The organism is Chloroflexus sp. MS-CIW-1 (assembly GCF_030444705.1).
Lineage (GTDB): Bacteria > Chloroflexota > Chloroflexia > Chloroflexales > Chloroflexaceae > Chloroflexus.
The window spans coordinates 2,958,805-2,978,602 of record NZ_JAUBWR010000001.1; the positions used below are offsets into that span (position 1 = coordinate 2,958,805).

Consider the following 19,798-nt stretch of genomic DNA (forward strand, 5'->3'; position numbering starts at 1 on the left):
TCGTCGGGTGCTCGTCCTGAAGAGCAGACATTCGGGTTATGGTATACTGACCGAGGAAAACAACTGTTTCGTAACGTAATGAGGTGTCCATGGAACGTGCATTGTTAATCCTGAAACCTGACGCAGTACAGCGAGGACTGATTGGTGCTATCATTAGCCGGTTCGAGCAACGTGGCTTAAAGTTTCAAGGTCTCAAACTGATGCAGGTAGATGAAGCCCTTGCCCGTCGGCATTATGCCGAGCATGAAGGCAAGAGCTTTTTCAATGGTCTGGTCAGCTATATCACCTCTGGGCCGGTCGTATTGGCGGTTGTCGCCGGTAAGCCAGGCACTGTCGAGCTGGTTCGTGCGATGGTTGGCGCAACCAACCCGGCTAAAGCTGCACCAGGTACAATCCGCGGTGATTTTGGGGTAGATATTGGCAGAAATCTGATTCACGCCTCAGACTCGCCGGAAAGTGGCGAACGCGAAACGGCCATCTTCTTCCAGCCCCACGAGCTGGTTGGCGAGTGGAATCGCTCTCTTGACGGTTGGATCTACGAATAGTTCAGGGTTATCGATAACGGACATTGCTGTCCGTCAATGCGGTTGGTGCGATCAGATGATTGCAACTAACCGCCAACTTGTCTATGCTGGTAGTCATGGAAGCCCATGCCACGGCAGAGCAGATTGAAGCCGTGTGCGCCGAAATCCGGGCTATGGGATTCACCCCGCACCCAATGCCGGGGCCAACCCGCACTGCAATTGGCATAACGGGAAATCAAGGCCCGATTGAGCAAGCCGGGCGATTACAACGTTTGCCCGGCGTGAGCCAATTAATCCGCGTAACAGCCCCGTATAAGCTAGTAAGTCGGGAATTCAAAGAACTCGATACCGTCGTCGACGTCGGAGGGGTGCCAATTGGTGGTCAGGGGATTGCCATTATTGCCGGCCCGTGTACTGTTGAGAGTCGTGAGCAAACGCTGAACATAGCACATGCTGTGCAAGCTGCCGGCGCCGTGATGCTGCGGGGTGGCGCCTACAAACCACGGACATCGCCCTATACCTTCCAGGGTTTGGGGGAAGCCGGGTTACAGATTCTGGCCGAAGCACGGGCACTAACTGGGATGCCGGTCGTTACCGAAGTGATGGACACAGAAACCCTCCCCCTGGTAAACCAGTACGCCGATATGTTGCAAATCGGTGCGCGTAACATGCAAAACTATTCGCTGCTCCGTGCAGTCGGACGTACTCGGCATCCTGTCCTGCTCAAACGAGGTTTTGCTGCCACGGTGAAAGACCTGCTCTTGGCCGCTGAATACATTCTGGCCGAGGGAAATCCGCATGTTGTCCTGTGCGAACGAGGGATTCGCACATTTGACGACAGTCTTCGCTTTACTCTCGACCTGGGAGCGGTTCCGCTGATCAAGAAACTTTCTCATCTCCCAGTGATCGTTGATCCATCACACGCCAGTGGACGGGCCGATATGGTAATACCGATGGCGCGAGCGGCAATTGCTGCCGGTGCTGACGGTTTGATCGTTGAAGTGCACGATAATCCGGCCTTTGCTGTTTGTGACGGCACCCAATCGCTGGTACCTGAAGGTTTCGCCGAATTAATGCAACAATTGCAACGGATTGCCATAGCAATCGGACGACCGCTCATACACAACAGGATCACGCAATCCGGTTAACAACGAATCTGGGCATAACCCCGGCTGCTTGAGAATACCCAAAGAGGGATAAGAATGGAGATCAGACGCTGGCGTGATCTGGACTGGGCCATATTGGGAAGCGTGGTCGTGTTGCTCATTATCGGCATTTTAGCGCTCCACAGTGCTACCCTTAACGCCGTAGCCGGTAATGGGCTCCCACTACGTCCTGTCTTTGACCGTCAAATCATCTACATCATCATTGGTCTGCTCCTCATGGGAGCCATGATGCTGTTTGATTACCGTCTGCTCTCGAGTCTCGCTCGACCGCTCTACATCGGTATTGTTCTTCTACTGAGCGCAGTGCTGGTTGTTGGGCGCATCAGCGAAGGGGCACAAAGCTGGATTGCCATCGGAGAACGTACGTTTCAGCCGGCCGAGTTGGCAAAACTAATGTTAATCCTGACGCTTGCCACCTACTGGCAGCACCATGCTGATCGTGGCGAAAGCTGGGTAGTTCAGGCCGGTGGCCTATTGATTGCAATCCCCCCCATGGCATTGGTCTTTATTCAACCTGATCTAGGAACAACCCTGGTCATGGCCAGCATCTGGTTGGTGATCGCGTGGGGGGGCGGTATGCGGTTATCGCAATTGCTGACATTACTCGTTGTATCAATTCCCCTTGCGTGGATTGCCTGGCATTACGTGCTCGACTCGTATCAGCAAATCCGGCTCAGCACCTTTTACTATCTGCTCACCAATCCGGCGGAGGCTGATTTTAATGCTGCTTATAACGTGATTCAAGCACTTAACGCAATTAGTTCGGGCGGTCTTACCGGTGCAGGACTTACCCGCGGTCTGTTTAGCCAGGGCAACTACGTGCCGGTACAACATACCGACTTTATCTTTGCGGTAATCGGTGAAGAGTTAGGCTTCATTGGTGGTGTGGTGTTGATCGTCTTTCTAGCTGTCTTACTCTGGCAAACGCTCACTGTTGCCGGAAAAGCCCGTGATCAATTTGGACGACTGGTTGCTTTCGGCATTTTTGGAATGTTCTTCAGCCACATCGTGATCAATCTCGGCATGAACATGAGTTTATTGCCGGTTACTGGTCTTCCACTACCGTTCATCTCAGCCGGTGGGAGTTTTATGCTGACCTCACTGGCCGCGATCGGTCTTTTACAAAGCATCAGTCTGCGTCATCGGCAAATTGCTTTTTAAGGAGGACATAAGGGCGAGGCGGTACCTCGCCCTTACGTTTGAAGTCCGTCACCATCAGAGGTGAGGCCGTGCTTTTTGAGCATGTTCAGCTCCACACTCTCAACAACAAAGGCCATAACGCAAGCCGGACTATGGTGTTGGTGGAGCTTCGCGCATGAATGTCTCAACCTCGGCCAATGTTGGCAGAGTACTCCGACCACCGAGACCTCGCGTTTTGAGCGCGGCAGCGGCGCTGGCAAAACGCAAAGCCACCGGCAAGGGATCGTTACGGAGTAAAGAAAAGAGCAGTGCACCGTGAAAAACATCTCCACAACCGGTCGTATCCACCGGACTGGTAGGAAATGCAGGCGTAAAGATCAGTTCGCCACCTGAACAGGCCCAACTTCCAGCCTCACCAGCCGTCACTACAACCAATGTGCGATACTGTTCGGCCAGAGCCTGCGTTGCCGCAGCCAGATCAGAAAGACCGGTCACCGCACGGGCAAAATTGGCCGAGACCACAATGTCATCACACAGAGGCAGCAACTCTAGCACCGTCGGATTCACCCGCTCAGCGTCAATCATGATCCGTCCGCCAGCAGCGCGCACCTGACGAGCAGCCGTCAGTGCAACTGGCAGATGACTGTCGATCAGCAAGGCACGAGTTTGTGATGCCAGTGCTGGTGGAAAGTCAAGATTGCTAAAGACAGCCGCTTCGTTGTACCACCAGACAGTACGCCGGTCGCTTCCTGGCTCGGCCAGGACGAAGGCAATATGCGACGAGCCATGACCTGTCATAAGGAGAGAGGTGTCAACTCCAAAGCGGTTCAGCTCTACGCGAATAGCAGTTCCATACCGATCATCACCAACAGCACTCAACAATGCCACTCGTGCTCCGAGCCGGGCCAGCGTTACCAGGGCCGTTGCCACCGGGCCACCTCCCATCTCCACATATCCGGCCAATGGCTGCTTTTGACCAAGGGTAGGTGGGTGTGCTGTCACACCGATCAAATCCCAACTGGCAATCCCTACGCCGATCACATCAAAACGTGTCATTATTAACCTCCCAAGTCTCGTTATTTCGCATATTTGCATCGTACCGTCATTCGTGTTAGAAACGGGGCATTTCTCCTGCGCACGGAGTACGCCGATTCAAATGGAAAGACAGGGCGTCGTCTTGTTGTCTCGAACCACTTCAAGCAAGAGCAGATTACGCATCGCAATACCAAAAACCCCATTATCGCACACCAAATCGCTCTACGACAGGAAAAGAATGGGGAGAAAGGCACGATCCTCCATCAGGAGGCGGGCCAGAGGCCCGCGCTCCCCGATCAGGTCGCAGATGGAGGTGTGACGTAGCGTGAAATAGATAAGCAAAGGATATTCCTTTTCACCAAAATCGCTGTGCGAAAACCGGCTTTGCAATCAATCCGCGCTGTCAATCGCCTATCATTGCCATTCAGCGAACAGCTTGTCTGGCTATGCTACAATAGCATCGTGAATGATGTCGAATGAGGGCGCCGCCCGTCAAGAGGAGCGTTACCGTGGAAGATGTAATCGCACAGGTGCGGGCACAAATAGAGTCACTGGTCGGTCTTCCGACCGGGACGCCGTTAGCGAATTTACCACCCCCACCAGCCTCAGACACGCCGATTGCCAGCCTGATTGATCACACTTTGCTTAAAGCTGAAGCAACGGTTGATCAGATTGATCGGCTATGCAATGAAGCCAAACAGTACCGCTTCGCCAGTGTTTGTGTCAATCCGCGTTATGTCGAGCGCTGCGCACGTGCCCTGGCCGGTTCTCCGGTACGTGTTTGCACGGTTATAGGCTTTCCGCTCGGCGCAACGACCACGAAAGTGAAAGTCTTTGAAACGGTGCAAGCAATTGGTCACGGTGCACACGAAGTTGATATGGTGATGGCGATTGGTGCATTGCGCGGCCGCGAGTATCACGCCGTCGTCGATGATATTCGTGCCGTAACCGATGCTGCGCATGCCAGTGGTGTGCTGGTCAAAGTTATTCTGGAAACCGGTCTGCTGACCGATATCGAAAAGATTGCGGCCTGTATTCTGGCAGTACGTGCCGGGGCTGATTTTGTCAAAACCAGTACCGGTTTTGGGCCAGGTGGGGCAACCGTTGCCGACATTCGACTCATGCGAGCAACCGTTGGCCCGACCATCGGGGTGAAGGCGTCGGGCGGAATACGCTCACTGGCAATGGCGCAGGAGCTGATTGGAGCGGGAGCAAGCCGCATTGGTACTTCGGCTGGAGTGGTGATTGTACAAGAAGCAGAAGGAACCGCTTCAGAACCACGACGTAGCGATATGTATTAGAAACGCTGACGCAGGCGCTGTTGAATCAGCATCTACCATCCTCTTTTCGGCCAGAGAGGATGGGGTATGTTGAAGAAGCGCATGTTACCGAGAGATGCAGGCAAAACGCTAATCGCGTATGTGTATACAGATGACAAGGAGGAACGAGTGAGCATTCTGATCGATGCCAACACCCGATTGTTGGTACAGGGAATTACCGGCAAAGAAGGAGAATTCCATACTCGCCAGATGATCGAGTACGGGACAAAGGTTGTAGCCGGAGTTGTGCCAGGGCGTGGCGGACAAACGGCAATTGATGGCAGGGTACCGGTATTTAACACGGTGTCAGAAGCGGTAGCAGCTACAGGTGCGAATACTGCCGTGATTTATGTACCGGCACCCTTCGCACCTGATGCCATTCGTGAGTCGGCAGCAGCCGGTATTCCCTTGATTGTTTGTATCACTGAAGGCATTCCGGCGCTCGACATGGTTAGCACCTATGCCTTTATCCAGGAGTGCGGAGTACGTCTGATCGGTCCTAACTGCCCCGGCCTCCTCACACCGGGTGCTGCCAAAGTAGGCATCATTCCCGGCAATATTGCCATGCCCGGCCCCGTCGGCATTGTCAGCAAATCAGGAACATTGACATACGAAGCAGTTGACGCACTCACACGGCTGGGTATTGGTCAGAGTACGATTGTTGGAATCGGCGGTGATCCGATCATCGGCACAAACTTTATCGATGTGTTGGCAATGTTTGAAGCCGATCCGCAGACTGAAGCCATCGTTCTGATCGGCGAGATTGGTGGTACCGCCGAACAAGAGGCAGCGGCGTACATTAAAGCTCACGTCAGTAAGCCGGTAGTAGGCTTCATTGCCGGTCAGACAGCACCGCCCGGAAAGCGAATGGGACACGCCGGCGCGATCATTAGTGGCGGTGAAGGAACAGCCCAAGAGAAGATTGCCGCTCTTGAGAGTGTCGGAGTGCGCGTAGCCCGTATGCCAGCCGATATTGCCGGTTTGGTGAAAGAGGCGCTGAGTGCACGGAAGGTATAACTGAAACGTGTGGCTGCCCCCCATTCCCGCTGCCCCTCCTCGCTCATACGAGGAGGGGCAGGTGAGGTGTCCGCTTTCTATGGTTTCACGCTTACAAGAGAAGGTTCCATACCTCGCAGGTATTGTGCTCGACCGTTCTCGCGTGTATAACGGTCAAACTGGAGGGAATGGCGCATACGAGCATGCGAATCCCAACTAGAGAGGGAACCTTAGAGCCTGATCAAAAACCTGGGCTTTTGAAGAGTCTCGACTATGACCGCACCATAATGGTCAGGGAAACAGCGGCGGGCAACGCCTGCGTCTCCTCGACGCGATGGCAAAGGGTTTCGACGGTTTCAGTGCCTGTTACTATAGAGCACGCCTGGCGGCCCTCACCTTCCCCTTCCCTCCTCCTCTCATCCACAGGGAGCAGAAGGGGAAGGTGCAGCGGGATAACTCTCGCTCACCCAGCCTGTCACACGCAGCGCCTGGCGCTGCCCACTCGGCGGCAGGAACGTGCGGTGGATGGGGGAACAGAACGTTGCCCCCAACGAGTGGGTTACCTAGGCACGGTACGTTCCCAATAAGAAATTCAGGTTTGTGATCACGCTCTTAGCGGCCTTTCAGCTTCCTTGCACTCTCTGATACCAATACTGTCTGCGCAAGCCGTGTATCCGGCTAACCGCGTGATTCAGGAAGCATCGGCAACAGGTGGCGGAGGTTCGTCGGCACCCCGCCGCTAGTGTATTGCCCAGCAGCACAGACGAATCAAAGCTGAGAACATTGAAAACCCCCGTCTGATCCACGGTTCTCCTTGGTAGCGGGGTCAGATCAAGTGAGGAACTCACAAGGTTCACGCAGAGGATTAGTAGGAACGCTATAACAGGCGGAGGTCATACCCGCTCTTCTCTGTGGCAGGTCTTTTAATATGACTCTCAACCAGGCAGGTTATCGAAGAAACTGGTGGCTGGCAATTATGGCTCTAACCGGGCTGGGATTGGTGTTTCGCCTGCTGGTCTGGCGCTGGCGTGAACTGTATCCGTTAGGCGGCGATGAAGCTGAGTATCTAGCCCAGGCCATAACCCTCTTGCAAGAACGGCGGTACGTCGAACTACGTCTGATGCGGCCACCGCTGTACCCACTTTTTCTGGCGACGGCGATCCTCTTTGTTGATTCGCTGGTGCAAAACCTGCGTCTGGTGCAAAGTATCATTAGTACGCTCACGGTACCGCTCATCATTCTGCTCACCCATACTCTTGCACGACGCAGTGTACCGCAAGCATCACCTGCCTTTGCCCGCTGGGCCGGTTTGCTGGCCGGTTTACTTACCGCCCTCAATTACACGCTGGCAGCTAACGCTACCGAACTACTGACAGAAACCCTCTTTCTAGCCGGTCTCAGTCTGCTGTTCTGGTTGATCCTGTTACCACAACAGACCTCTCGACTCGCGGTCTGTGCCGGTGTTGTTACCGGTGCATTGTGCCTAATCCGCTCAGTGGCATTGCCACTCTTGCCGCTAACTATGGGTTGGTGGCTGATCAATGGCTGGCAAAGCGGGCAACGTCGACAGACGTTCATTCGTATCGGTATGTTTTTATTGGGATGGGCGCTGGTAGTAGGGCCATGGACGATCCGTAATACCCTAACCTACGGGGGAGTCATTTTAATCGACACCACTGGTGCCGAGAATCTATGGCTTGACAACGATCCTGCCGGTCGGGAAGCGGTAAAAGCTCAACTTTATGCGCTCGGTGAAGATCGTCTATACCGACAGCGACTGGCAACCGAACGGGGAGTAGCAGCTATTCTGGCCGATCCGGTGCGTTTCATCATAAAAATGGGCCAGGAGTTACGTCGCTTTTTCGCGCTCGAACATACCGACGATATGCGGGCACGACCGGCGATCTGGGTGTCGGCGGCTGAAGTTGCGGCTCGCCTGGTACTTGGCGATGGCGTATGGCTGCTGATCTTGCTGGTTGGTAGCTACGGCCTGGTACAACGCTGGCAAACGGTACAACCTGATCCGTCACAACGCTCTTCGGCATTCTTCCGCACATTAACACAACCAGGCTGGTTGTTGGGTGCCTGGGCTGCTTATGTTCTTTTTACCACGCTGATCTTCCACGTTGAACTTCGTTATCGGCTTCCGCTCTATCCAGTTCTTCTTGCCTACACCGGTATGACAGGTGCAGCCTGGCAAGTAAGATTACGTACAGCTTTTCCACATCGTCAGCGATGGACACTGCTCGTACCGTTCTTTATGGTACTAATCACGCTCTGGCATGCACCATATCCCATCATGGCATGGCAACTGGCGAACAAGCACTGGAATCTGTTGCTGGCCGAGCAGGCGCTTACCAACGGCGATGCAATGACGGCAGCAAATGCAGCATCCAAAGCACTAGCGTATGACGGACAATCGGTACTGGCCCGCGTCGCACTGGCCAGAGCCGCTCTGCTTGGTGGTGATGAAACCACAGCACTGCACTGGCTTGATGAAGCCATTTCCGTACTTCCTGCCCATCCCCACCCACATCTGCTGCGCGGTGATGTCCTGCGACGCCAAGGCGATCTGATTGCTGCACAACGTGAACTGAACGGATTCGCCACCGCATCACGTGAAGACCTCGCCGCCTGGCTTTGGGCACGGGCAGTAACCCCGCCACCAACGAGGCTGCTGCTGGGTGATGGTCTGGATTTGGGTTTTATCCGTGGCATGCACCAGCCGCTTCCGGGTGAACACCACTGGCGTTGGACAACCCGCTGGGCACAGGTGCGACTAACCGCTCCGGCCGGTGCGCAGCAGATTGCACTAACCCTACAGAGCGGTCGTCCAGACAAGAGTGCGGTAACGATCTGGGTAACTGTTACCGGTAGGAAACCGCAACCGTTTACGATTGGTGCTGACCGGCAAACCATCACCTTACCGTTACCAATAACAACCTCGTCGCGAGAAGTCATCATCTCTATTCGTTCCCCTACCTTCTGGCCCCGCCAGTACGATCCGGCTAGTGCTGATGGTCGTCGGCTTGGGGTACAACTTGTCTTCGCGGAGGTACGATGAAACGCGAAGTATGGTGGCTTATTGCAATCCTATCGCTGGCCGCTCTGATTCGATTAGCGCTCTGGATGCAACCCCTGCATTTGCCAGCGAACGATGAAGTCGAATATCTCACGGTCGCCCGCGACCTACTGGCCGGACGCGGCTGGAGTTTCTACGAACGTTACCATTGGTTGCGGGCACCACTCTATCCGCTCTGGCTGGCCGGATCACTCTGGCTCAGTGGAGGTGATGTCTGGCTGGCTGCACTACCCAACATCGCGGTCAGTGTGTTTAACGTCTTTCTGATATACCGTCTGTCACAGGCTATCAACGACGACGCAGGGCCGCCGGTACATCGGCTTGCCGCCCTCAGTGCAGCCATTCTCCTTACCTACGCCACGTTTGCCGCACTTTATATGAGTGAAACGTTGTTCACGGCGCTCTTCGGCACAGCCTGCTGGTTACTACTGGTCTGGTGGCAACGTGGTGCACAATGGCGCGATTGGCGGTTGTTTGCAGCCAGTGGACTATGGGGACTGGCGCTTCTGACTCGCTCGCTACCGCTGTACTTTACGCTCATCGTAGTGGTCTGGGTTGCAGCAAGTGCTGCGGGTCACTGGCAGTACCTGCTCCGCCGTCCGGCGGCACTCTTGGTCGGATGTGCGTTTGCGATAACGGCCATGATCGTCGTGGCGCCGTGGACGATTCGTAATTGCCTGAGTTACCGTAGCTGCATTCTGATCGAAACTGGTCTCTCGTACAACCTCTGGGCTTTCAATGAACCACGCGAAGATATGGCAACCATCTTTCGCGTGCTCGAAACAATTCCTGACCCTGCCGAACGTGCGGCTTACGCTACTGCGCGTGGCCTCGAACGACTGCGTGAAGACCCAGCCATCCTGCTGCGCAAACTGTGGCCCAACTGGCTGGCAATCTGGCGGGTGAAAGCGATTCAGGATCGATTCCTTCTTGAAGATTATCGGGCCGATCCACCGCCATTGCTGTTCCTTTTTGCCCTGATCTTCGATGATCTGCTCTATGCTCTGATCGCTGTTGGCGGTGTCGCTGCCCTGGTCTACGCAGCCTGGCGCCAACGCGCACCAGCAGTTTTATTCGGGCTGTGGCTGATCTATTTCATTGCCGTATCGCTGGTAACCCATGGGGAAGGGCGCTACCGCCATTTTATCTTCTTTGCCCTCATTCCATACGCAGCTCGAGCCTGGGTTGCATTCAGAGACCGGCCTCATCTGGTGCCCAAAGCACTCGGTGTCGCACTTGTGGTCAGCGGTGCAGTTGGCCTCTCGATAGGAATGGCTTATCACTGGGAGTACGCCATTCAGGGCAGCCTGCGGAGCTTTTGGCGGCTCAGTGGTGATCTTGCCCGTCTATCAGGCAACCTAGCGCTGGCTACAACTGCCTATCAGCAGGCAATCGCTGCCCATCCTACCCCCGACGGCTATCTGGCGTTGGGCGATGTGTTACGCGCCCAACAAGATATTGACGGTGCATTAAACGCATATCGAGCCGCACAGCGCCTCAACATGCTCTACCCACCATCGTATGTTCGGCTGGGCGATCTGCTGCGCGAAATCGGTGATCTGGCCGCAGCGCAACAGGCATACCGACCGCAATACGTGAGTGAACAACGCCTTCTCGATCTGGCCTGGCGTGACACATACCCGTCGCCGTCGGCAATCATTGATGTTGGTGATGGATTAGACTTCGGTTATCTGACCGGGTTTTATCCGGCAGAAACGTTGGCCGGAGTCCACAGCCGCTGGACGAGTGCCGTGGCCCGCATCCGATTACCGGCAAACAGTCGGGTTGTGCGGCTGCGTATGGCAGCATTACGCCCTGACGCTCCCGTAAATGGTCAATTCTGCGTTGACAACATTTGTCACCCGTTCAAGCTCGATACAGCGTGGCGCTGGTTAATCATCCAACTACCATCGCATACAATTCATAGTAGGTTACGCGAGATTGAGCTGCGGGTAACACCGTGGACAGCTCCAGATGGCCGCACATTGGGTATCGTTATTGATCGAGTTGAGACGAAGCATGCAGAGTGAGTAATTGGACTAATAACGATCTGCATCTCCCATCTTCTCTCTTCTTCAGCACTACTGCGAGGCAGAGAAAGCACTTGGAAAAGCCCTGCTCGAAACAACCATAACCTGTCTGCAACACTGAAACCGTGATACCATACATGGTGTAGGTATCATGTTATGTTATTCCGCCCTTCGATACATTATGCAGCTTGTCTGGTTCAAACGCGATCTGCGCATTCACGATCACCCGGCATTAAGTGCTGCTGCCGCACGTGGCCCGGTATTCCCACTCTACATCGTCGAGCCATCGCTCGTGCATGCACCTGATTTCGCAACCCGGCATTGGACATTCATTCGCGGATGCCTCCACGAACTACGCACCGCTCTGGCAAGGCTCGGTCAACCCCTGGTCGTGCGCGTAGGTGAAGCTGTTGATGTTCTCGACCAACTGACACGGGAATGGCCTGTCGAAGCGATCTGGGCCCACGAAGAAACGGGAAATCTATTGAGCTATGCCCGTGACCGGGCCGTGCGGCGATGGGCACGAACACGCGGAATTCCGTTTTATGAGCTGCCCCAAAATGGCGTTGTGCGCCGCCTATCATCACGTGATGAGTGGCAGGCCCACTGGGAAGAGCGTATGAGCGCAACACCGGCCCGCCCACCAACGGTCTTACCATCACTCGCAATTGAGCCAGGGGTAATTCCAACCACGCATGATCTCTCATTGCCGCCTGACACCCTTACCGAACACCAACCACCCGGTGAAACAGCCGCGCTAAGGCTCCTGGACGATTTTCTCTACCGCCGCAGCCGCCACTACCACCGGGCACTCTCCAGCCCACTAACGGCATGGGAAGGTTGTTCACGCTTGAGCGCCTATCTAACTTGGGGTGCATTATCGATCCGCACAGTGGTTCAAAAGACACGTCAACGCATTGCCGAACTTAACGCCAATGCTGCCCCAGAAGAACGATCGTGGCTACGGGCACTCACTGCGTTTGAGTCGCGTTTGCACTGGCGTTGTCACTTCATCCAGAAACTTGAAGATGAACCCGAAATAGAGATTCGCAATCTGGTGCGAGCGTATGACGGCATGCGCGAGGAACACTATCGCCCTGACCTGATGGTAGCGTGGGCTGCTGGGCGCACCGGTTATCCATTTGTTGATGCCTGTATGCGTGCACTCACTGCTACGGGATGGCTCAATTTTCGGATGCGGGCAATGCTGGTCAGTTTTGTTGCCTACGATCTCTGGCAACACTGGCGCGAACCGGCGCTCATTTTGGCCCGGCGCTGGATCGACTATGAACCGGGCATTCATTACTGTCAGATGCAGATGCAGGCCGGTACGTCAGGAAATCGTACCATTCGTATTTACAATCCGATCAAACAGAGTATTGATCACGATCCAGAGGGCATCTTCATCCGGCGTTGGGTACCTGAGCTGGCAAACATTCCGACTGCGTACATTCACACCCCATGGCTGCTTGACCGTAGCAGCCAGGAGCGTGCCGGATGTCGGATTGGGCGCGACTATCCAGCACCAATCGTTGACCACGACGTTGCCTACCGGCGAGCGCGGGCAGCAATCGCGGCAGTACGTGCCCGACCAGAAACGGCGCAAGAAGCAGCCGCGGTACATCAGCGCCACGGTTCGCGGCGCTGGCAAGCAACTCGTAGGCGTACATCCGGCACTGTTACCGATCGTCAGCTCAGACTCGACTTGTAATCGCGAACACTACGACTATGCAAGAGAAGATTGCTCGATAGGATTGAAAGTGGGAGAAAGGACGAGCAAACAACTGACGAGCGGATTCGATTTTGTGTAGAACTTTCTGGATAAAGGCTCCACTCGGGACTTGAGGCGAGGCAGCGCCCTGCTCCTACAGATACATCCAACGGTTGCCGAACGGCCGATGCCTATTCGGTACCCGAACGTCGTCGCGGATTGTAGAAAATGACACTTTCGGATGCCCTCCGATCTGATGAGGGGCAACCTCATTTGCTGACCTTCGTTTCCCGCAACAGCATTGTTCGGACAGGCGCTTATTTCTCTACCGTATAATTCACGAGTGCCCAAACAATGGCGCCTGCTGCAATCACATGCATCAGGTTGAGAATCATTTGTTCGAGCAGACTAACAGGCAAAGTAAAAGGCCCGGCAAACGAGAGTACTAATACAACTCCTGCACAGATCAGAAACACACGCAATGGTCGCGAGGTAAACCGATTGAGCAGTGCCAGTAACACAGCCGCACCAATCGCCGGTATAACAGTAGCGACAACAACCGCGACGACCGGTAAGGGCATTGGTTGATTGGTAGGTGGTACTGGCGCACTAAACTCAAGGCCACCGGCACGTGCTGCAGCATACACGATCAGATTAGCTACAACACCAATCACAGCCCCAATGAGCGCAGCCTTCGGTAGCAGGCGCGGGTTGATGTGACGATCAAAGCGATTCATAGCACCTCCAGAGTAGCTCAAGCTACCGACATATGAGATGACATTGGCCGATCAGACTGACCAATTTGAGCCTGATAGGTAGCTACGATCTGACGATGCACATCGATATTGAGATAGATCGAGCGTTGACGCGGATCGCTCAGCCTATCCGCTCGCTCTTGAATCAGATGATAGCCTAACGCTAGAATAGCGCTGGCACGTGCATCCGCATTGAGCATCAGCGCCTGATACACTGTCCAGTAGATACGTAGTGTCTCCTCTGCGCCGTTAAGATGCCCACCGGCCAGTAAATGATCAACAATCGGTAAGGCACGTCGCAACGCCTCAGTGGTATCGTGACGCGCCAGGGCGACACGGGTTAAACCGGCTTGTGATTCGAGCACCAGCGCCGGGTTATTGAATTGCTGACGAATATGCAGCGCCTTCTGGTAAGAAAGCTCAGCTTCATCGAGGTGATGCAGCGCCAGGAGAGCATGACCTTGAAAGTCGTACCCATACCCTTCCAGCTCTCGTAAGCCACTGCGCTGTGCCTGTTCAATGGTCGCTTGCGCATAAGACAGCGCCAGGTTATGACGCTGATTGTGGTGAGCGTATAGGCTGAGGTTCGCAGTAATAGTAGTACGATGCCTGCGATCACTGACCAACTCAGAAAGGGCTAATGCAAGCCGAGTATGCTCAAGAGCCTGATCATAATTGCCCATAAAATCAGCCGAAATTCCCAAGTTGATACGGGCAATAATTTCTGCATCACGATCTCCACTCTCACGCGCCAGTGCCAGCCCCTGAAAATAGTAGCGTTGCGCCAGTGCATAATCACCACGGGCATCGGCATTTTGCGCTAGCAGATCGAGAACACGGGTTTTCTGATAGGTCACGCGCAGGCGCTGATATATATCGAGGGCCTGACGCAGATAGTGATCAGACTCCTCAAGTTTTCCCTGTGCACTCACAACATTACTGAGCGTTTCAAAACAACGGGCTATTGCCAGATGATCATGAGTCTGCTGGCAAACTGCCATAGCTCGCTGGGCAAAATCGGTGGCCGCCTCAAGATTGCCGAGGCGCAAATCGATCTCGCTCAGCGAGCGTAGACACGTTGCGATGATCAATAGAGCATCGGTATCATGGAATGTGCCATTGGGGCCATTGAGTAGCGCAAGCGCTTGTAAGAACTCCTGCTGACCTTGTTCGTGATCACCGGCCAGAGTATTCAGCATCCCGGACTGACACTTGATCATTGCCTGTAACAAGGGGTCGGCAAGCTGTTCGGCGAGTGCTAACGCTTCTGCTGTCACGCTGAAAACATGCTGATGACCAGAGCGTAAACGTTGCAACGAAACATACCCTGACAGTAACGAGGCGCGCAAACGTTTGGCAGACGATGTGATAGGATTCGTGACATAAGCCAGACTCTGCTGGAATCGTTCGACACCGGCAACAAAACGCCCCATCAAGCGATAGAGGTCTTCATAGGCTAACGCTGCGTTAGCGACCAAATCCCACTCGGCATGGACAAGTGCCCAATGCCAGGCTGCTTCAATGTCGATGAGATTAGCGGCCAGATTCTCACGAATCTCAAAGCTCTGCGGCCCACGCAGATCAGACCGAGAACTGGTCAACCATCGCAAAAACCAGTGGGCATGGCGACGATAAGCTACTTCGCGGAAGTTTGCATGATCGAAGTCCTGCGCCAGTTTCTCGCTGGCAAACTGACGGACGTACTCATGCAACCAGATGCGGTCTTCAGCGAGATGATGTACCAGAGATAATTCAATCAGTTCAGCAAGCGCCTGTTCGCTCTCGGTGATTGCCAGCGCTGCGGCAAGCGGGCAGGCAGCATTCACCACACTCAACATCGCCAGCGTCTGACGATTCGCTTCAGACAGACTATTCCAGGTCGATTCAAAAACGGCTTGCAAACTACGATGCCGGCCAGGAACATCAAGGATCGGACTGTTCAGTGACTTCACGCTACGGAAAACTGTCTGACGTAATGTCGTCAGGTTCATACTGTTCAAGCATGCAACCGCCAACTCGATGCCTAACGGTAAGCCAGACAGCGCACTACAGACCTGATCAATATCGCAATACTCGTCTGCTGTGGTAAACGTCATTCCCTGACGGCGGGCCAACTCTACAAACATACGAGCGCCAGGACTCACCTGCTGAGCAGTGGAAGTCGTTGATAGTGGGGCCAGATGCAGCACATGCTCTTGCCGTAGATAGAGACGTTGTCGCGAGGTAACCAGCGCAACACATTGTGTTGCTGCACTCAGCAGCTCTTTTAAGAAAAGACTGGCTGTTACCACATGTTCAAAACTATCGAACACCAGTAAACATGCCCGATTCTGAAGTGCTGCAATCACCTGAGCTTCCGTACTCTGCCGTTCATTCAGAGCGATCTCACAAGTGGTAGCAATACAGTGGGCCAGGTATTGTACCGGATTCAACGTCAGCAAACCGATATTCGCAGCAAAACCATCTTCAGGATGCAGGAATATATAGCATACCCCATCAGGGAAGGCAAAACGCATCAATTGCGCAGCCCGAATCGCCAGACGGGTTTTACCAACGCCACCTTCACCAACTACCGTGATTAATTGCAAATCTGGCCGATTGATAAGATCGGTCAGAGTTTGAATTTCCTGCTCACGACCAACCAAAGGAAGCTGATCAAGAGCCATTGCCTGACGCCGTGACGTCAGGTACGAAGGATCATCTGGGAGACCCCCTTCACGAATTGCTACCGCTAGCTCCTGAGTTACCGGTTCTGGTTCGACACCCAACTCCTGCTGTAAGATTTTGCAACAGTTCTGATATTGAGCCAGCGCCGATGCCCGTTGGCCCTGACGCGCTAAAGCTAACATTAATTGCCGATGAGCCGATTCGTGCCACGGCTCAGCTTCCAATTGACGGGTGGCATATGTCAGCACGCTATGCCAGTCGTGGGCACGAAGAGCATACTCCCCCAACTGTGCCAGAACCGAAAGAAACGAGCGATGAAAATACTCGCGTTGACGGGTATACCAATCAAACAGAGGTTCACTTTCTGGTGTAAAACCGGCTATAAACTCACCCTGATACAGGGTCTCTGCTGTCTGTAACAGCTCCTGGCAATGGCGACAACCGGGTATTGAGCGATGATTGTGTGAATGGATCGTGGTCACAATCTGCTCAAACTGGAGTGCATCAACCTGCCAAACTGGCGGAACGTTGAGCGTTACCGTCTGTGCACTAGTATAAAGCAAAGAACTGGCTTTCCCCAACGCCCGACGGATACGACTGAGGGTAACGCGCAGCGTGTTTTGGGCGGCTGCTTGTGGTCGATCAGGCCAAAACAAGCCGATTAACGTCTCGCGTCGCACCGCCTGTCGCTGATGAAAGCATAACCAGGTGAATAGCAAACGAGCATTATCTGTTTGAAAAGCACTGCTTAGTGAGATGCCATTACAGCGAATGTCAAACCCACCTAGTAGTTGTACGTGCCATGTCGTCATTGGGATCTTCTGTAATGATTTTGTTACGTTCTTCCATTATACAACCTGTTAGAACTTATGACGATAACCTTGAGAGGAGGTGAACGCTCTATAATCGTTGTTTGGTCATCATACTTCAGTTGTCGAACAACATGTTTGCTCTATCAACACACAACGCCTGATGAGCAAGGAGGGCGAGCAACGCATAGACAGATCAACCCGCTTATCCCGCCTTACCATACCGGTGTTTCATTACCTTCGTCGCTATTCCGACCATTGTTCTCAATACGTCTGATAGAACGGTTTTCCAACCGAATATCTGTACGTGAACATAGTGTTGGGGAGGAAGAACTTTGACCAAAGAGGAAACCCGACTCATACGTATTCATTGACGATCCGCAAGCGCACCACGACAGAAATGGCTAGCCAGTTAAAGAGAGGATGCAAAATCATGCGACAACGGACACCAACCTTGCTAATCTTCGCAGTCATCGGACTCATCTTCACTACTCTTCCAGCATTCTCCCTAATGGCGCCAGCAGCGCCATTGATCCGCTTGCGTGCCCGTGAATTTAGCCCACAACCTGGTTTTCCTGTTAGTGAACGATCACTTGTCAGCTTGCAAAGTACGACGGCATCAGAGCAACGCACGCATGTTTTAGTACAGTTTGAACGTCTGCCAACACCTGCTGAGCAAGCTACACTCTCTCAAGCTGGTCTCAAACTATTGGCATACGTACCAGATAACGCATGGTTTGCGTCTATCCCGATTACATGGCTCCAGTTGTCAACCTTACCAGATGGAATACGTGCTATTGCCGCCATTCGCCAAACTGACAAACTATCACCACGACTGACCGACTACCGTGACCAACAGCCACTACCGGTACTGATAGCAACCTATCCAGATGTTGATGTCGAAACGATCAGCGATCTCGTCAGGCAATTTGGTGGCAACGTCGAAAAAGTAGTCGCTGAGCGCCACTATATCCTTGCGCATCTACCCAGTGTTGTCACCCTCACGGCACTGAGTCAGATGGATAGCGTCTTTTGGATCGACGCCTGGCCTGGACCATTCAGACCGAAAAATGATGGTGGTCGAAACGCTACCAAGACAAACCTGGTTCACCAGGCCGGTTATCACGGTAATCCAGCATCAGCACCTGGTAGTATTGTCATTGGAGTATGGGATTGTGGATGGGTAGAAAGCAACCATCCCGGTTTTAGTGGTCGCCTAACGATTGGCGATCCCACTTCAACCTCAAATGGATGTAGTGGACCCGCCGGCACCAACGATCATGCTACTCATGTCGCCGGAACAGCCGCCGGTAGCGGTACAGGTAGCCCTGAAGGGCGTGATCTGCGCGGCCATGCCGATCAGGCAACCGTCTTATCGTATGACGTTGAAAATGCGGCTGATGAGGTCATTCAGGCTATTCAAACGTATAATCTAGATATTTCCCAGAACTCTTGGGGACCTGACCCCGGCGCTTGCGATACAACAGTGCTCGGTGTCTATGATCAGACTGCAGCAGATTTTGATGCCCTGGTACGTGGGACCTTCTCTAACACAGTGACCAAAAAGATTTACGTCGCATTCGCCAATGGTAACGAACAGAGCTATTGCCCCGATGGCTGGCGTACCTCAAGTGGGGGTGCAATGGGAAAGAATGTGATTGCCGTCGGTGCAACCAACTCTGATGATAAATCAATGACTAACTTTAGTTCGTTCGGTCCAACTGAAGATGGTCGGGTAAATCCCACAATTGTAGCACCAGGTTGTGAAGCAAATGGTGAAAATGCCATCTGGTCTACCTTGCCCGGACAAACCTATGGTGGAAGTGGATGGTGCGGCACCTCAATGGCGACACCAGCAGTTTCAGGGATTCTCGGCTTAATGCTGGAAGCATATAATCTGACCTACAATGCTGATCCCCTGCCCTCAACGCTGCGTGCAGTGTTGGTACATACTGCTGAAGATTTAGGTAATCCTGGCCCTGATTATCGGTTTGGGTACGGACATGTTGATGCACTGGCAGCCATCAACGTTATCACAACCACTACTAGTGCTGCTCAATCGAGCTATATCAGAACCGCATCGATTGAGAGTGGGCAAACGCAAGAGTATACCATCTCTCACCCTGGCGGCTCTCTCAAATGCACCCTGGTCTGGGATGACATCCCGGCAACACTTCCAGCCAGTCAGACGCTCATTAATAATCTTGATTTACTGCTGATAGGCCCCGATCTTACCTCATACCAACCCTGGATTCTCGATAAGAATAACCCGGCAAATCCAGCTTCGCAAGGCACAAACAACATCGACACCATTGAACAGATAGTGATCACGAACGCGGCTGCCGGTGCATGGACAGTACGGGTGTCAGGGAGTAGTATTCCGCAAGGGCCTCAAGAATACTCGCTGGTATGTCCGTTTAGCGTCGTAACCAGTGTGCATCCTCATTCTACGTACATACCGATTGTAAGCCGGTAGCGATACATTCACTCTCCTTATGTTAACACGGCACTCTGATCAGATGTGACAATAGCTCATCAATTCCGCCAGCCCGCATCACTGTGCG

12 protein-coding genes are annotated in these 19,798 nt (G+C 53.6%); 9 read left to right on the forward strand and 3 right to left on the reverse strand.

Annotated elements, in window-relative coordinates:
- Positions 1-89: 89 nt before the first annotated feature.
- The 3 genes from ndk to QTO31_RS11850 all read left to right on the forward strand — a co-directional run bounded on the left by ndk (position 90) and on the right by QTO31_RS11850 (position 2,851).
- Positions 90-545: a nucleoside-diphosphate kinase gene (gene ndk, locus QTO31_RS11840; RefSeq protein WP_031460678.1), complete on the forward strand. Its 456-nt coding sequence runs from the start codon at positions 90-92 to the stop codon at positions 543-545.
- 83 nt (positions 546-628) lie between these two features.
- Positions 629-1,672 carry a 3-deoxy-7-phosphoheptulonate synthase gene (aroF, locus tag QTO31_RS11845; protein ID WP_367620623.1) on the forward strand — a complete coding sequence of 348 codons (1,044 nt, stop codon included), beginning with the start codon at positions 629-631 and terminating at the stop codon, positions 1,670-1,672.
- A gap of 54 nt (positions 1,673-1,726) precedes the next feature.
- Complete coding sequence (locus tag QTO31_RS11850; RefSeq protein WP_031460680.1) at positions 1,727-2,851, forward strand: FtsW/RodA/SpoVE family cell cycle protein; 1,125 nt, start codon at positions 1,727-1,729, stop codon at positions 2,849-2,851.
- A gap of 129 nt (positions 2,852-2,980) precedes the next feature.
- On the opposite strand, the gene QTO31_RS11855 is transcribed toward QTO31_RS11850, so the two are convergent.
- Positions 2,981-3,886, reverse strand: a complete 906-nt coding sequence (locus QTO31_RS11855) for a sugar kinase (protein ID WP_301429224.1) — start codon at positions 3,884-3,886, stop codon at positions 2,981-2,983.
- A gap of 488 nt (positions 3,887-4,374) precedes the next feature.
- Here QTO31_RS11855 and deoC point away from each other — a divergent pair, with 488 nt between their 5' ends.
- From deoC to QTO31_RS11880, 5 genes are all read left to right on the forward strand, one after another.
- Positions 4,375-5,166: a deoxyribose-phosphate aldolase gene (deoC, locus tag QTO31_RS11860; RefSeq protein WP_035419667.1), complete on the forward strand. Its 792-nt coding sequence runs from the start codon at positions 4,375-4,377 to the stop codon at positions 5,164-5,166.
- 147 nt (positions 5,167-5,313) lie between these two features.
- Positions 5,314-6,201, forward strand: a complete 888-nt coding sequence (sucD, locus tag QTO31_RS11865; protein WP_031460683.1) for a succinate--CoA ligase subunit alpha — start codon at positions 5,314-5,316, stop codon at positions 6,199-6,201.
- 907 nt (positions 6,202-7,108) lie between these two features.
- Positions 7,109-9,244: a hypothetical protein gene (locus QTO31_RS11870; RefSeq protein WP_301429225.1), complete on the forward strand. Its 2,136-nt coding sequence runs from the start codon at positions 7,109-7,111 to the stop codon at positions 9,242-9,244.
- Entirely contained in the window at positions 9,241-11,292 is a 2,052-nt protein-coding gene (locus tag QTO31_RS11875; protein ID WP_301429226.1) for a hypothetical protein, read from the forward strand. The genes QTO31_RS11870 and QTO31_RS11875 overlap by 4 nt, the downstream gene beginning before the upstream one ends.
- A 181-nt stretch (positions 11,293-11,473) precedes the next feature.
- The gene (locus QTO31_RS11880) at positions 11,474-13,003 is read left to right on the forward strand and encodes an FAD-binding domain-containing protein (RefSeq protein ID WP_301429227.1); all 1,530 of its coding nucleotides are present in this window, start codon (positions 11,474-11,476) and stop codon (positions 13,001-13,003) included.
- A gap of 317 nt (positions 13,004-13,320) precedes the next feature.
- Here the strand turns inward: QTO31_RS11880 and QTO31_RS11885 are convergent, their stop codons facing one another.
- Entirely contained in the window at positions 13,321-13,740 is a 420-nt protein-coding gene (locus QTO31_RS11885) for a DUF6069 family protein (protein WP_301429228.1), read from the reverse strand.
- Between the two features lie 17 nt (positions 13,741-13,757).
- A complete protein-coding gene (locus QTO31_RS11890) occupies positions 13,758-17,237 on the reverse strand; it encodes an AfsR/SARP family transcriptional regulator (protein ID WP_301429229.1) in 3,480 nt (1,159 codons plus the stop codon).
- Positions 17,238-17,667: 430 nt separating this feature from the next.
- Between QTO31_RS11890 and QTO31_RS11895 the strand changes: the two genes are divergently transcribed.
- A complete protein-coding gene (locus tag QTO31_RS11895) occupies positions 17,668-19,710 on the forward strand; it encodes a S8 family serine peptidase (RefSeq protein ID WP_301429230.1) in 2,043 nt (680 codons plus the stop codon).
- Positions 19,711-19,798: the final 88 nt, after the last annotated feature.